General features: G+C 32.1%; 12 protein-coding genes, 3 pseudogenes and 1 riboswitch. Of the genes and pseudogenes, 5 read left to right on the top strand and 10 right to left on the bottom strand.

The window, feature by feature from the left end:
• Window positions 1-7: 7 nt before the first annotated feature.
• Genes AB8B23_RS03820 through lysA form a run of 3 tightly spaced genes read right to left on the bottom strand, consistent with a single transcriptional unit; the run spans window position 8 to window position 3,207 of the window.
• Window positions 8-640, bottom strand: a complete 633-nt coding sequence (locus tag AB8B23_RS03820; protein WP_369713505.1) for a hypothetical protein — start codon at window positions 638-640, stop codon at window positions 8-10.
• Between the two features lie 13 nt (window positions 641-653).
• Complete coding sequence (locus tag AB8B23_RS03815; protein WP_369713504.1) at window positions 654-1,871, bottom strand: aspartate kinase; 1,218 nt, start codon at window positions 1,869-1,871, stop codon at window positions 654-656.
• Between the two features lie 25 nt (window positions 1,872-1,896).
• Complete coding sequence (gene lysA / locus AB8B23_RS03810) at window positions 1,897-3,207, bottom strand: diaminopimelate decarboxylase (protein ID WP_021743936.1); 1,311 nt, start codon at window positions 3,205-3,207, stop codon at window positions 1,897-1,899.
• Between the two features lie 168 nt (window positions 3,208-3,375).
• Window positions 3,376-3,551: riboswitch (Lysine riboswitch) on the bottom strand.
• 122 nt (window positions 3,552-3,673) lie between these two features.
• Between lysA and AB8B23_RS03805 the strand changes: the two genes are divergently transcribed.
• The gene (locus tag AB8B23_RS03805) at window positions 3,674-3,850 is read left to right on the top strand and encodes a hypothetical protein (protein ID WP_021743935.1); all 177 of its coding nucleotides are present in this window, start codon (window positions 3,674-3,676) and stop codon (window positions 3,848-3,850) included.
• Window positions 3,851-4,024: 174 nt separating this feature from the next.
• On the opposite strand, the pseudogene tnpA reads toward AB8B23_RS03805, so the two are convergent.
• Window positions 4,025-4,446 (bottom strand): annotated as a pseudogene (gene tnpA / locus AB8B23_RS03800) (IS200/IS605 family transposase).
• A 247-nt stretch (window positions 4,447-4,693) separates the two neighbouring features.
• Between tnpA and AB8B23_RS11980 the strand changes: the two are divergent.
• Window positions 4,694-4,851, top strand: a pseudogene (locus AB8B23_RS11980) (ISLre2 family transposase); the annotation flags it as partial.
• Window positions 4,852-4,875: 24 nt separating this feature from the next.
• Here the strand turns inward: AB8B23_RS11980 and AB8B23_RS03795 are convergent.
• A complete protein-coding gene (locus AB8B23_RS03795; protein ID WP_369713502.1) occupies window positions 4,876-5,355 on the bottom strand; it encodes a transposase in 480 nt (159 codons plus the stop codon).
• Here AB8B23_RS03795 and AB8B23_RS03790 point away from each other — a divergent pair.
• Together AB8B23_RS03790 and AB8B23_RS03785 are read left to right on the top strand one after the other, a co-directional pair.
• Window positions 5,305-6,322, top strand: a pseudogene (locus AB8B23_RS03790) (UPF0236 family transposase-like protein); the annotation flags it as partial. The gene AB8B23_RS03795 and the pseudogene AB8B23_RS03790 overlap by 51 nt on opposite strands.
• Before the next feature lie 223 nt (window positions 6,323-6,545).
• Window positions 6,546-7,523: an acyltransferase family protein gene (locus AB8B23_RS03785; RefSeq protein WP_369713501.1), complete on the top strand. Its 978-nt coding sequence runs from the start codon at window positions 6,546-6,548 to the stop codon at window positions 7,521-7,523.
• A 159-nt stretch (window positions 7,524-7,682) separates the two neighbouring features.
• Here AB8B23_RS03785 and AB8B23_RS03780 read toward each other — a convergent pair whose 3' ends face one another.
• From AB8B23_RS03780 to AB8B23_RS03760, 5 genes are all read right to left on the bottom strand, one after another.
• The gene (locus AB8B23_RS03780; protein WP_021743112.1) at window positions 7,683-8,675 is read right to left on the bottom strand and encodes a lipoate--protein ligase; all 993 of its coding nucleotides are present in this window, start codon (window positions 8,673-8,675) and stop codon (window positions 7,683-7,685) included.
• 45 nt (window positions 8,676-8,720) lie between these two features.
• Window positions 8,721-10,454 (bottom strand): dihydrolipoyl dehydrogenase, encoded by a 1,734-nt coding sequence (lpdA, locus tag AB8B23_RS03775; protein ID WP_369713500.1) that lies wholly within the window; start codon window positions 10,452-10,454, stop codon window positions 8,721-8,723.
• A gap of 81 nt (window positions 10,455-10,535) precedes the next feature.
• Window positions 10,536-11,570, bottom strand: a complete 1,035-nt coding sequence (locus tag AB8B23_RS03770) for a dihydrolipoamide acetyltransferase (protein ID WP_026746698.1) — start codon at window positions 11,568-11,570, stop codon at window positions 10,536-10,538.
• A gap of 39 nt (window positions 11,571-11,609) precedes the next feature.
• Window positions 11,610-12,602, bottom strand: a complete 993-nt coding sequence (locus tag AB8B23_RS03765) for an alpha-ketoacid dehydrogenase subunit beta (protein WP_369713499.1) — start codon at window positions 12,600-12,602, stop codon at window positions 11,610-11,612.
• A 15-nt stretch (window positions 12,603-12,617) separates the two neighbouring features.
• The gene (locus AB8B23_RS03760) at window positions 12,618-13,583 is read right to left on the bottom strand and encodes a thiamine pyrophosphate-dependent dehydrogenase E1 component subunit alpha (RefSeq protein ID WP_369713498.1); all 966 of its coding nucleotides are present in this window, start codon (window positions 13,581-13,583) and stop codon (window positions 12,618-12,620) included.
• A 253-nt stretch (window positions 13,584-13,836) separates the two neighbouring features.
• Here AB8B23_RS03760 and AB8B23_RS03755 point away from each other — a divergent pair, with 253 nt between their 5' ends.
• Window positions 13,837-14,295, top strand: coding sequence for a DIP1984 family protein (locus tag AB8B23_RS03755; protein ID WP_369713497.1), 459 nt, complete (start codon window positions 13,837-13,839; stop codon window positions 14,293-14,295).
• The last annotated feature ends 183 nt before the right edge of the window (window positions 14,296-14,478 follow it).

The following is a 14,478-nucleotide window of genomic DNA, read 5'->3' as shown; positions in this document are numbered from 1 at the left end:
TTTATATTTAATAATCTTTAAATTGGTTCAAAATATATCTTGAGATAGTTTCATTACTAACCCATTTACCATTTCTTACAGTGAATTCTAATTCGATATCAACTATTTCATTATTATCATCATTTTTCATCAATTCTTTTGTATGTTCATCAAAATATTTCATTACATCATTCTTGACTTTTTCATCTAAAAATATATCTGTATCTAAATATTTTCCACCTTTTCCATATTTACTCATAAGATATTTTTTTGAACTTTTCAAAAGTTCCATTCCATCTATCATTTTCAAAGTTATTGAAACATTAGCTTTATTTTTTGATATATATTCTATATCTTCCAGTTCAATTTTTGAATTGTAAATTAAATTTTTTAAATGTTGTTCTGTTACCATCTCCATTACTGCCATAAATGATTTTTGTTTAGTTTTATTCTCTGGCTCTGCACCATTAATCTTTATTGTTTCAAGCGTTAATTTTGTTTTCTTTTTCATTAGTTCAGAAAATAGCTTATCTTTTTCAAGCTGATTAAAATTATTAATCATTTGCTTGACTTCTTTTTCAAGTTCTGAATTATTTTGATAATTATTACCAAAAGAAACCATTCCAATAATCAACATTAATAAAATTACTATTTTTTTCATTCAAACCTTCCTTCTACAAATCAAATTCCTTCGCAAATAACTCAGCCACTTTTTTCCCCATAACTTCGTCTACAACTAATGAAATACTGATTTCAGAAGTAGAAACCTGATGGAAACTTATGTCGTTTTCTGAAAGAATTCTAAACATTTTGGCAGCTACTCCAATGTTGCTTATCAGTCCTATTCCTACTACAGAAACTTTTGTAATGTAAGGATTTATTATGAACGATGTTCTTGGAAATTCCGCTTCTATTTCTGAACCAATTTTTTCAAGTGCGGCAATGTCTGTTTTTGGACAAGTAAAGGCAAAACTTCCGTGATGGCTTGTTACGTCATTTTGACTTATTATGTCAATATTTATTCCATTTGCTTCGGCTTTTTCAAAAATTTCATACACATTTTGTGCATTTGTTGGGATTTCCTCTACGTTTACCATTACCATATTTTCATTGATTGATACTCCAGTTATTACTTTTTGCTCCATTTCCTTATTCTCCTTTGTTTTTTCTACTGACGTTATAATCGTTCCGTTTTTTTCTCCAAGCGATTTTCCAACGTAAATTTCTACACCATATTTGCTTCCAAGCTCAACTGCTCTTGGCTCCATTACTCCAGCTCCTAAAAAAGCCAGCTCCATCATTTCATCATAAGAAACAACTGGCAATTTTTTGGCATCTTTATAAACTCTTGGATCAATTGAGTAAATTCCATCTACATCTGTGTAAATTTCACATTTACCTCCAAGTGCAGCTGCTAGAGCAACAGCCGATGTATCAGATCCTCCACGTCCCAAAGTTGTCACATCTCCAGCTTCATTTACTCCCTGAAATCCAGCTACAACTACAATTTTCCCTTTTGATAGATGTTCTTTTATCTCTTTTCCATTAATGTCCTCAATTCTGTTTTTTGTATAATGTCCGCTCGTTTTTATTCCAGCCTGAGCCCCTGTAAGCGAGATAGCCTCATATCCAAGCGTCTGTAAAGCAATGCTAAGCAATGCAATTGTCTGCTGTTCTCCAGTTGACATTAGCCTGTCCATCTCCCTCAAGTCAGGCTTATCAGTAATTTCGTGAGCCAATTTTATTAAGGCATCTGTAGTTTTTCCCATTGCTGAAACCACAACAACCACATCGTTTCCAGAATCCTTCACACTTCCCAAATATTTTGCGATATTCATTACTTTCTCCGTTGTAGCAACCGAAGTTCCACCATATTTATGCACAATAATCACAGTAAATTCACCTCTTTCTTATTTTTTATAAATCAAAAATTTCATCATTTCTAATTAAATCATCCAATGTTTCTCTCTTTACCGCAACTTTAGCTTTTCCATCCTTTACAAATACAACTGCTGGTCGCATCATTCTGTTATAGTTACTTGACATTGTGTAACAATATGCCCCTGTTGTCGTTACTGCGACAATATCTCCAATTTCTGTTGCTTTTGGCAATTTTCCTTTTTCAATGATAATATCCCCTGATTCACACAGTTTTCCTGCCAAAGTTATTTCTCTTACATCTGTGTCATTTAGCTTGTTTACAACTCCAGCTTCATATTCTGCCTGATATAATGCCGTTCTTATATTGTCCGACATTCCTCCATCTATAAATACATACGTTTTTCCACCGACTGTTTCCTTAATTCCTCCAACTTCGTACAAAGTAGTTCCCGCATTTCCAACGATACTTCTTCCTGGCTCAATGCAAAGTTCCTTAAATCCAATCTGATATTTAATTTCCATTGCTTCCGTGTATGTTATTATTTCACTAAGTACTTCCTCTATCGGTTTCGGATCATCTCCTTCCTTATAGTAAACTCCAAATCCTCCACCCATATTTACTGTGTGAACTACTATTCCCAATTCCTTTTTCAATTTATCCAAATATTTAAAAATCTCATCTAGAGCAAATATAAAGAACGCCGATTGGAAAATTTGCGAACCGATATGCGTATGAAATCCTTTAAATTCTATCCATTCGCTATCATTCAGCCTTTTAATTATATCAAATAAATTATCCTGAAACAATGAAATTCCAAATTTTGAAGTAAGCCCAGAAGTCTTTATATAATGATGCGTATGTGCCTCTATTCCTGGATCGATTCTCACAAGCACAGCCTGTTTCTTCCCTTTTTCACGGCAAATTCTCTCAATTTTATCAATTTCATCCTCATTATCAACAACAATCGTATCAATCCCAAATTCGACAGCCATTTCAATTTCATTTACCAATTTATTATTTCCATGTAAATGAACTTTATTCATTGGAAATCCCGCTTTATGAGCAGTATAAAGTTCTCCGCCTGAAACAACATCCAAATCCAGCCCTTTTGATTCAACCAGTTTAATCATCCCTGTTGATAAAAACGCTTTTCCAGCATAAGCAATTCTTGTATTAAATCTCGTAGACTTAAATGCCTCTTTCATTTTATCTATCGTTGTTTCAATAAGCTCCTGATCCATCACATAAAGTGGCGTTTTAAATTCTTTTACGAGTTCAACTGTATCCACTCCTCCTATTGATAAATTCCCATTTTCATTAACTTTCGACGTTCCAAATAATTTCATATTTCCACAGAAACTTTTTAAAAATAAAAAATTTCCTTCTCCTTTCAATATTTTTGTTTTTTGGATAATAAAAAATGCCGATAACAAGCATCAGCATATAAAACATATATCTAAAAATTTTTATTATTTTTATTTAAAACTAAAAAACTTAAAAAATTTATATGAATTATATCTGACAGCTCCCCATTATCCTTTGATAATGACAGTCCTATGGATATTCTCCATAGCCCCAGCAATAAAGATAGTCAATCCCTACGCTTCGGCAATTATTCCTTTCAACTTATTTCACAGAATCGACTTTTCTCCGTAAATTTACTTTTAATAATTGCACCTCTATCACATAATATTTATTATTATAACTAATTTTTTCACATTTGTAAAGTTTTTTTCAAAATTTTGTAAATAAATATATTGACAATTCAAATTTTATAAGGTATTGTTATTACAGACGGGAGGTAGAAGAAAAATGAAAACATTAATGCTTTTATTATTTTTGTCAGCATTAACAATAAGCTGTACGGTGTGGTATTTAAGAAATTGTTCTTACTATGAAGGAGACAGACTGTATTATAATTCAGTAAATGATACACCTTGCACTTCTTTAAATAAAAAAATTGAAAGAAATAGAAAAAGAGGTTATTAAGATATATTAAAAAATAAATTCAATCAAATTTCTAATTATTCAAGACTACTCTTCTGAAGAGTGACTTGCTCTGCAGCTATAAGACGACGGGGCTCTTCACCTAAAGACAATACTTAACCTACGTTCAAGATATGTTGTATTCGATTCGTTGCTACTCTTAAAGAGGTGTCCGTACTACTCGCTACACCTAAAAGGGTCTTCAATTCTTTTACATTTAATTTGTCCATTGCTATATTATGTTTCTCCTGTTTGGCTATATATTTTTTTATTGTTGCTTCATTTAAGCCTACTGTACTTATATAATATCCTTATGACCAGAAATGTCTGTTTCCAAATTTATATTTTAAGTTTACATGCTTGTCAAACATCATCAATATACTTTTTCCCTTCAGATATCCCATAAAATTTAATACACCTATTTTCAGTGGTATGCTTATCAGCATATACAGGTGATCTTTCATCAAATGTCCTTCTATTATTTCAACTCCTTTATATTCACATAATCTTCTTAAAATTTTTCCCACACTTTTTCTGTATTGACTATATATAATTTTTCGTCTATACTTAGGTGTAAATACTATATGTTACTTACACATTTATTTAGTATGAGACAGGCTATTAGTTTTATTAGCCAAACACCTTCCTTTCATTAATAGTAACTTGAACAACGCTATTATAATGAAAGATGTATTTTATTGCAAACTTATGTTTTCGCACCTGCTATGCGGATGTTTTTATGTTTCGCACGCTTTGCGTACTCAACTAACTAAAGTCAATAACAAAAAAGAGGAAACCAGCTACAATATAAATAATCGCTAAATCCTATTGAAAAGTGCTTCCTCAATAATTAGAGGATCAGATTCCTTCTCGCTTGTAAAGAGTTTTTTTTACTTCCGTTTGAACAGCAGTTCAAACTGTTTATCGCAAAGGCTTTTGAAACAATCTTTAGAATTTATGTCAAAAGAGTTGATGTTAGCTTTTTCCATTCCAACAAAAGAAAAGTATGAATTTATAGTAAAACCTATTTAAAACTGAACTAATTTATTAAATAAAACAGAAGTAACTGCTTCTTCCAGTGTATTAAAATTATGGGCTATGCCTTTTAATTTTTTCTTCATATTAGCCCATAATTTTTCTATTGGAGTTAAATCCGGCGAATATGGCGGAAGAAATAATAGACAATGCCCCGTCCCCTTTATTATCTTTTCTAATATATTCCTTCTATGAAATCTGGCATTATCCATCACTATTAGAACTTTCTTCCCTAATTTTTCAATATCTCTTAGAAGTATTTCCCTGAACCATTCTTCAAAAAATTCACTTTCCATTGTTTCCTTGTATATCATACTTCCTATCAGTGCATTCCCTATTTTTCCAGCAACCAGATTTATTCTTGAATATCTTAATCCTCTTTTCTTCCCTTCAACAGATATTCCCCTTTTACTCCAGCCGTATTCACGGTAGTAATATTCGTTAAAGCCTGTTTCATCAATATAGATATTCATTACTATATTGATGAAAAATTGGGCTTAACAGTACAGACGGCTTTCCCAAGAGCTAATTTTTACTATACTTTTTGAATACCAGCATACTGTAGCCTCATTTATTGCAAAAACTTACAGTGTTTCAAGGACTACCATGTATAACCTTGTCAATTCTTTTGAAATGCCAAAGTTTGATATCGAAAGGTTTAAAAAGAATGACAGTTCACCAATATATATGGAGATTGATGAAGATCAGATGAAGTGCAGAGGAAGTAAAAACACATATATGAGGATGATTGCAATACATCGTGGGATTAAGGAAGTCTACAGGGGCAGGAACAAGCTTGCTGACATGCATGTAATAATGTTTCCTACTTTCTGTTCCGTTTGAAGAAGTATCGGAGTATGTGTTTGACTATCTTGAGAAGAAATACGATATGAACAAGAAGAAACTGATTGTGAACTCTGACGGGAGATACGGATAGACAACTTTATTTGGGAACTTAGGATTTACAAGACGATATATATTTATGACAAGTTTCATCTGGTAAAATCCATAGATGTGATTTCTAAAAGAGACAAGGAAATATCAAAAAATCTTTACAAATAGCTTGAAAAAAATGATTTTGCAGTGCTTGAAAACTTTTATGAGATTTCAGGGAAAAGGAGAATATAATCTAGAGAGGAAAAGATGAGATGAAGATAAGAAAAAATCTATACTAAAGAGTACTACATAGACTCAAGAATGGAATCTCTTCTATCCCAAGAATGCTCAAGCATACCAAAAACGTTTTCAAGAAGCAAAATAAAGGTAAAAGCGTTATACTACATTTCCTTTACAAACTACGGAAAAACAGAGAAAAGGCGTACGAACTGTACTTTAGCAGGAAAAGAATAGATTCAATGGAAAAGGTAATAGGAATGGAATATTTACTAGATATTGTTAATGAAATAAGCAAGAAACACAAACATTCCATATTTAAGATGACAAGAATGTCCAATGAGGGAAGTTCTGAAGGAAATATCACAAAGCAGAATAATTTAAAAAAGCAGTTAAAAAAAGATTATTGTATTCTTTTATGACTACTCCTATATTTTTTACTCTGTCAAGCTTTATCATGTCTTTGAATTTTTTTCTGCAATATGATACAATGTATTAATTACACTTTAAATTATAATCCACTATACAAAATATTCCGAGGAGCGTGATTATGAAAAAATATAATCAGTTTGAAATTTTTAGATTTATTGGAGCATTGTCAGTATTTTACTACCATACTAGAGTACATGCTCAGTTTTCTCCTATAAAACTTCCTTTCATTTTAGAACATGGAATCGCCTGGGTATTTTTCTTTTTTCTGCTTTCAGGATTTCTTTTAACGTATGTTTATTCAAACAAAAATCTTGACACTCAGATTTTTTATAAGACAAGATTCTTTAAATTTTATCCTGTCTACTTCCTATCGCTCATACTGACATTAAAATTTAAAGGTACAATAATATATAACATGCTTCTAGTGCAGTCATGGATTTTTAACAGATCTCTAAGCTACAATTCATCGGCATGGTATCTTTCTGTACTGGCCTTTTTACTTTTGTTATTTCCAGCGCTGCTACAATTTAGAAAAAATAAATATTTTACATATTTTGTATTAATTATCAATTTTTACGTCTATTATTTTTTCAATTATCTTTTTAAGTTAAACTCCAACAGTGGAACAGTTCTTGAATTTATAAAATATAACCCTCTTATGTACATCAGCACCTTTACATTCGGAATGCTCCTTTATGATAAAATAAAAAAAAGAAATATATATTCTTTTCTTACAATAATTTATATTATTTTCTTATTATTTGCTCCATACAACAAGTTTTTCCCATATAATTCCACTGCTATTTCGTTATCTTTCATCCCTTTAATTGTATTTCTGTATTTAGATAACGGATTTTTCAGTAAATTTCTTGGAAACAAATTTTTTATCTACCTGGGAGGAATCAGTTATTCAATATACATACTGCATAGACCCCTGTACATAATATTTGAAAAATTTATGGGAGAAATGACAAGTCATGTAGATTTTCTAATCTACTTCCTAATGGTATTTCTAATGTCAAATTTGGCAAAATACCTCGTGGAGAATAAATTTTATAAATATCTATGTAAAAAATATTTGAATAGGGCTATCTAGCCTTATTTTTTTCTGTAAAAAATACAATCTTACCTTCTTTATGAAAAAAGCACTCTGTTTCCAAAGTGCTTATTTTTTTACTAAAGATATATTTTAAAATCAAGCTTAAAAATTACTTGATTTATTAGTTTATTTTTTAAAAATTTGAACGTATTATTGCTACTCAACAATAACTTCCACAACTTCATCTGTTGTAAATCTAGAAAAATATTCACCAATATCAACTATTTCTAATTTTTCTTTTACAGCTTCCCTTGTATATTTCGTATCTTTCAAAAGATTTTCAATTTCACTTAAATCTTCATTTTTACCAAAGAAATCTCCATAGAATTTGATATTTTTAATTCTGGAATTTTCTACTGTGGCAAAAATTTGGATTTTACCATTTTCAAATCTTTTTCCTCTAGTTATATTAAATTCTGGCGACTCTCCATAATTCCATTCCCAACTTCTCTTAATTTCAGCTCTCTTGGCAATGTAATCCAGCTCCTCTTGGCTAAAAACGTACTCTTTCATATCTGGATACTGTTTTTTCATATATTCCATTATTTTTTCACCAAATTCATTTACAGTGATCGGTTCTTTCAAATGAGGAAGTATGTTTGTAACACGGCTTCTTACTGATTTTACGCCTTTTGACTCAATTTTATCCTTTGAAACTTTCAGTGCATTTCCTAATTCTCCAAAATTCACATCAAACAATAGGCATCCATGGTGCATTACACGTCCTTTTATGTATGCTTGAGCGTTTCCACAAAATTTCTGTCCATCTATTTCCAAGTCATTTCTACCTGTAAATTCAGCTTTTACACCCAATTCTGCCAGAGTTTCTATAATTGGCTTTGAAAATTCCTTAAAGTTAAAACCTTCCTTATCTTCCTGCTTATTGGAGATTATTGTATAATTTAAATTGTTTAAATCGTGGTAAACTGCACCTCCGCCAGAAATTCTACGAACAACATGGATTCCTTTTTCACGAGTATATTCTGTGTTAATTTCCTCAATTGTATTTTGGTATTTTCCTACAACAATTGTTGGCTCATTTATCCAAAGTAAAAATATTTCGTCAATATCACGCAGCTGCTTAAAACAATATTCTTCTAAAGCAATATTAAATGCTGGATCATTTGACTTACTAACATAATATTTCATATGTTTAAAATTCCTTTCAAAATTTCAATTTATTTCACTTTTTTATTATTTTCTTTTTCTAGGTAAATGAATCGCTTCATCTAATGCATCTGCACATGCTTCAAACAGAGCTTCTGAGTAAGTTGGATGAGCATAGATTGTCTTAATCACTTCATCTACTGTAATTTCCATTGCCATAAGCCCTGACGCTTCATTAATCATTTCTGCTGCTGATGGTCCTACAATGTGCACTCCAAGAATTTCGTCATATTTTTTATCAACTATAACTTTTACAAATCCTGCTGGTTCTCCTGAAGCCAACGCTCTTCCGTTTGCCGCAAATTGGAATTTACCAACTTTAATATCATATTTTTCTCTTGCCTCATCTTCTGTTAATCCAACCATTGCCACTTCTGGCACTGTGTAGATTGCCGATGGAGTTGTTTCAAGTCTGATTTCTCTATGGTTTCCTTGAACCGCATTTTCAGCAGCAACTTCTCCCATTCTGAATGCCGCATGAGCAAGCATCTTAATTCCATTTATATCTCCTGGTGCATAAATTCCAGGTACACTTGTTTCCATATATTTATCAACTTTGATTCGACCTTTTTCCATTTCTAGCTCAATTTCTCCAATAGCTTCCAGATCAGGTACTCTTCCGATTGACAATAATGCTTTTTCAGAAACAATGTCATCATGTCCGTCAACTTTGATTGTTAAGTTGTGTCCATCATCAACTATTTCCTTAATTTGTGTAGAAGTTAATATTTTTATTCCTTTTTTCTCAAGCTCTTTTCTAAGTACAGCTGAAGATTCCCTGTCTACTCCTGGTACGATTCTATCCATCATTTCCACAACTGTAACTTCACTTCCAAATGATAAGAACACTTGTCCAAGCTCAATTCCGACAACTCCTCCACCAATTACAGTAAGTGATTTTGGAATTTGCTGTATGTCTAAAATGTCATCACTTGTAAGAACTTTGTTGCTTTCAATTCCAGGAATATTGATTTTTCCGACTTTCGATCCACCAGCTAAGATTATTTTATCAGCTCTTAAAACAGTTTCTCCGTTTACAACAACATCTTTATCCTTATTGATTTTTCCAACTCCATTAAACATTTTAATTTCATTGCTCTTTAGAAGTCCTCTTACACCATTTGTCAATGTTTTAACAATTTCATTTTTCAACTGCACAACTTTTGGCATGTCAATTGTGTATTTTTCACTTTCCAAAATAATTCCTCTTTTGCTTGCCATTTCGATACCTTCGAGAATTTCAGCATTTTTAAGGAATGTTTTTGTAGGAATACATCCTCTGTTCAGACAAGTTCCTCCAAATTCATTTTTTTCTACAACTGCCACTTTTGCACCAAGTTGAGCTGCACGAATTGCCGCTACATATCCAGCAGGTCCTCCACCAATTACAACGACATCAAATTCATCTTCTGCCTTTTCTTTTTTAGGGGCAGGTTGAGCCACATTTTCTGATTTCGGCTGTGAATCTTGTGCTGGAGCTGCACTTGCTGTATTTGCTGAACCTGCTTCTGGAGCTGCTTCTCCTTCTGCACCAATATATCCAATAACTTCTGTAACAGGTACAGTTTCTCCATCTCCTTTTACTATTTTTATCAAATATCCTGATTCTTCAGCTTCCAGTTCCATACTTGTCTTATCTGTCATTATTTCAAGTAAGATTTCCCCTTCTTCTACCTTTTCCCCTTCTTTTTTATTCCATTTTATAATCTGCCCTTCCGTCATATCTATTCCAGCTTTAGGCATTATCACTTCAGTAGCCATTTAATTTCACTCCTTATACTAAATAATTTTACATTTTTTATTTTCTAATTCCATAAGTTTTATTCTAAATTTTTTATTAAGCTAAATTAATAAAGCGATTGGATTTTCCAAAGCATTTTTCAAGTCCTGCATAAATTTAGCTCCCGCAAGTCCATCTACCACTCTGTGATCAATTGTAAGCGTCAAAGTCATCATTGGACGAACTGTAATTTCACCATTTACAACAACTGGCTTTTCAACTGTAGAAGAAACTCCCAAGATTGCTGAATTTGGCTGATTTATTATTGGGTTAAAGCTTTGCACTCCAAACATTCCGAGATTACTTATTGTAAATGTACTTCCACTTTGTTCATCAGGCGTCAACTTCATATCTAATGCTTTTTTCACTATCTTTTTAGATTCAACAACTAATTCGCTAAGTGTCATTTTATCTGCACCTTTTACAACTGGCACAAGAAGTCCACCGTCAAATCCTACTGCAATTGCCAAGTTTACATAATTATGCAGAATAATCTGTGTTCCGTCTTCTGACAAACTTGAATTTACAAACTTGTGCTTTAACAAAGTTTTTATAACTGCAAATGAAATAATGTCTGTTATTGTAATTTTCTTTCCTGTACTTTCTAAAATTGTATCAAGTATTTTCTTTCTTAGTGCAATAGCTTCAGTCATGTCAATTTCGTAATTAAGTGCGAATGTAGGTGCTGTTAGATAACTTTCTGTCATACGTTTTGAAATAACTTTTCTCATTGCTGACATTGGCACAATTTCTATATCCTGCTGTGCAACCGTTTTTTCTTCTGCAACAACAGCTTTTTCATGTCTTGCCAAGTCTTCTGTTTCCTGCGGTTTAGCAATCAATTTCAAAATATCATCCCGCATTATTTTCCCATTATGCCCTGTCCCAACGACATTTTCCAATTCAAGATTATGGTCTAATGCTATTTTTCTAGCAAGTGGCGATATTCTTACTTGCTTTTCAAATTTAAATGTTTCTACATCTTCCTTATGAACACGTCCATTTGCTCCACTGCCTTTCACAAGAAAAAGATCAAGTCCCATCTGCTGCGCTAATTTACGTGCTGCAGGAGTAGCTCTTAACTCATTATTTTCCATAGCTTCTTCCTTTCTATTTTATTTCTTCCTATATATTTTTTATTGTTTATTTTTTACTTTTCTAATTGCTTCTACAATTTTTTCCACACTTGGAACCATCGCTGTTTCAAGAGCGTGATTATAAGGTATTGGTACATCTTCTCCAGCTAACCTCACAATTGGGTGATCCAAATAGTCAAATGTGTCACTTTCTGAAATAATTGCAGAAATCTCCCCAATAAACCCACTTGTTTTGTGAGCGTCATTTACTAAAATTACTCTTCCTGTTTTTTTAACAGAATTCAAAATAATTTCCTTGTCTAGCGGAATCAATGTTCTAGGATCCACCACTTCTACGCTAATCCCTTCACTTTCTGCAATTTCTGCTGCCTTCATTACTCTTTCCAGCATTCTTCCATAAGTTACAATTGTAATATCTTTTCCTTCTTTTTTTATTTCACCTTTTCCTAGCGGAATAATAAATTCAGGATCTGTAGGAACTTCACCTTTCATATTATATTGTGCTTTATATTCAAGGAAAATTACTGGGTTATTATCACGGATTGCTGATTTTAAAAGCCCTTTTACATCAGCAGGTGTTCCTGGCGCAACAACCTTTACTCCTGGAATATGAGTAAACCAAGACTCAAGCGACTGTGAATGCTGTGCTGCCGAACCCACTCCAGAACCTGCCGCACATCTGAATGTTACTGGCACTTGTCCTTTTCCACCAAACATATATCTAGTTTTTGCCGCCTGATTTACAATATTGTCCATCATATAAACGATAAAATCCATAAATGTTACATCAACTATAGGACGAAGCCCTGTCATTGCAGCACCAACTGCAGCTCCAGAAATTGCTGACTCTGAAATTGGAGTATCTTTTATTCTTTCTGGCCCAAATTCATCGAGCATTCCAACTGATGTTCCAAAATCCCCTCCAAAAATTCCTACATCTTCTCCCATTAAAAATACATTTTCATCTTTTCTCATCTCTTCCGACATTGCTGTAATAATTGCCTCTTTTACAGACATCAACTTTGTTTCCATTTTCTATCTCCTTTTCTAATTCGCAAATATATCTTCAAACGCAGATTCCAACGTAGGTTCTGGACTATTTTTTGCAAATTCCACTGCATCTTCAATCTGTTTTTTTGATTTTTCTTCAAGTTCTACTAATTCTTCCTCTGTTGCAATATTATTTTCAAGTAAGTAATTTCTGAATTTTAAGTTAGGATCTTTTAACTTCCATCCATCAACTTCTTCTTTTGTTCTGTATTTTCCAGGATCAGAACTCGAATGTCCGAACCATCTGTAAGTTACGCTTTCAACAAATACAGGTCCTTTTCCTTCTCTCACATGCTTTACAGCCTTTTCAAAGGTTTCATAAACTGAAAGAACATCATTCCCATCTTCAATAAAATATCCTGGCATTCCATAAGCTGCAGCCCTTTGATAAAGATGCTCCACTTTTGCAACACTATTAATTGAAGTACTTATTCCATATCCATTATTAATTGCATAAAAAATCACAGGTACATTCCATACTGACGCCAAGTTCATCGCTTCGTGAAAGCTTCCTTCATTTGTGGCTCCATCTCCAAAGAAACAAACTACAATTTTTCCAGTATTTTTTACTTTTTGAGTATAAGCCGCACCAACTGCCATTCCGTGTCCACCACCGACAATTCCATTTGCTCCCAAGTTTCCACTTTCTAAATCAGCAATGTGCATCGAACCACCTTTACCTTTACAAGTTCCAGTAGCCTTTCCCATAATTTCAGCCATCATTCCATTCAAGTCAATCCCTTTAGCAATAACCTGTCCATGTCCTCTGTGATTAGATGTAATAAGATCATCAGCATTCAATGCCGCAATAGCACCAACATTCGCCGCTTCTTCTCCTACTGACAAATGTGTCATTCCAGGCACCATTCCTCTTTTCACAAGCTGATTTACCTTTAAATCAAAATTTCTAATGCTAAGCATTCGTTCATAAATATTTAGCAATTTACCTTTCGACAATTCCATAATTCCCTCCATTTAAATCTTTTTTATATTTTTCCAAACTTTTAGTAATTAATATTTTGTTCTCCAAAATTTCCTGATTAATTTTATCATAATTTTGTAACCATTACAATAGATATTTGCAAGTTAAAAAAATATCTTTTAAAGTTTTTTTTATTTTATATATACAAAAAGAATATTAAAAATATCCTTTACATTTTATAATTTTTACATTATACTTTAAGTACTAATAAATAAAAATTGGAGGATAAATAAAATGAAAATTGCTGAAGCTCTTATTTTACGTGCAGATATTCAAAAAAGAATTACGCAATTAAAAACAAGACTTAATAATAACGCTAAAGTTCAGGAAAATGAAAAACCTACTGAAGATCCTGAATTTTTATTAACTGAATTAGATGACTTAATTTCCCAATTAAATGATTTAATAATAAAAATAAACAAAACAAATACTCTTTCAAAAATTGATGGAATTTCATTAGTCGAATTAATTGCAAAAAAGGACACACTTTCACAAAAAGCAGGAATCCTACGTGAATTTATAGAAATTGCAAGCCAAAAAATAAATCTTTATTCCTCAACAGAAATAAAGGTTTTTAGTACGATTAATATTCCAGAACAGCAAAAACAGCTAGATAAATTATCTAAGGAAATTCGTGAAACTGATACAAAATTACAGCAGGCAAACTGGACTATTGATTTGATTAAAGAATAAAAAAATATAATTTAAACAAATTTTAGGTGTAGATATTATTAAGGTGAACATAAACCTTTGGATATTAGGGAAAAAATATCTTACAAGATGAAGTAGTGCGGGGAAATTACAAGAATTATAATTAATCCCAATATTGTTACATTTGTACAAATTACTGTAAATTTTACTACCGTATGTTAATTG

It is taken from the genome of Leptotrichia sp. HSP-342, from assembly GCF_041199995.1.
Taxonomy (GTDB): Bacteria; Fusobacteriota; Fusobacteriia; order Fusobacteriales; family Leptotrichiaceae; genus Leptotrichia; species Leptotrichia mesophila.
Note: the sequence above shows the minus strand (reverse complement) of the source record. Positions and strands in the feature narration are given on the sequence as shown.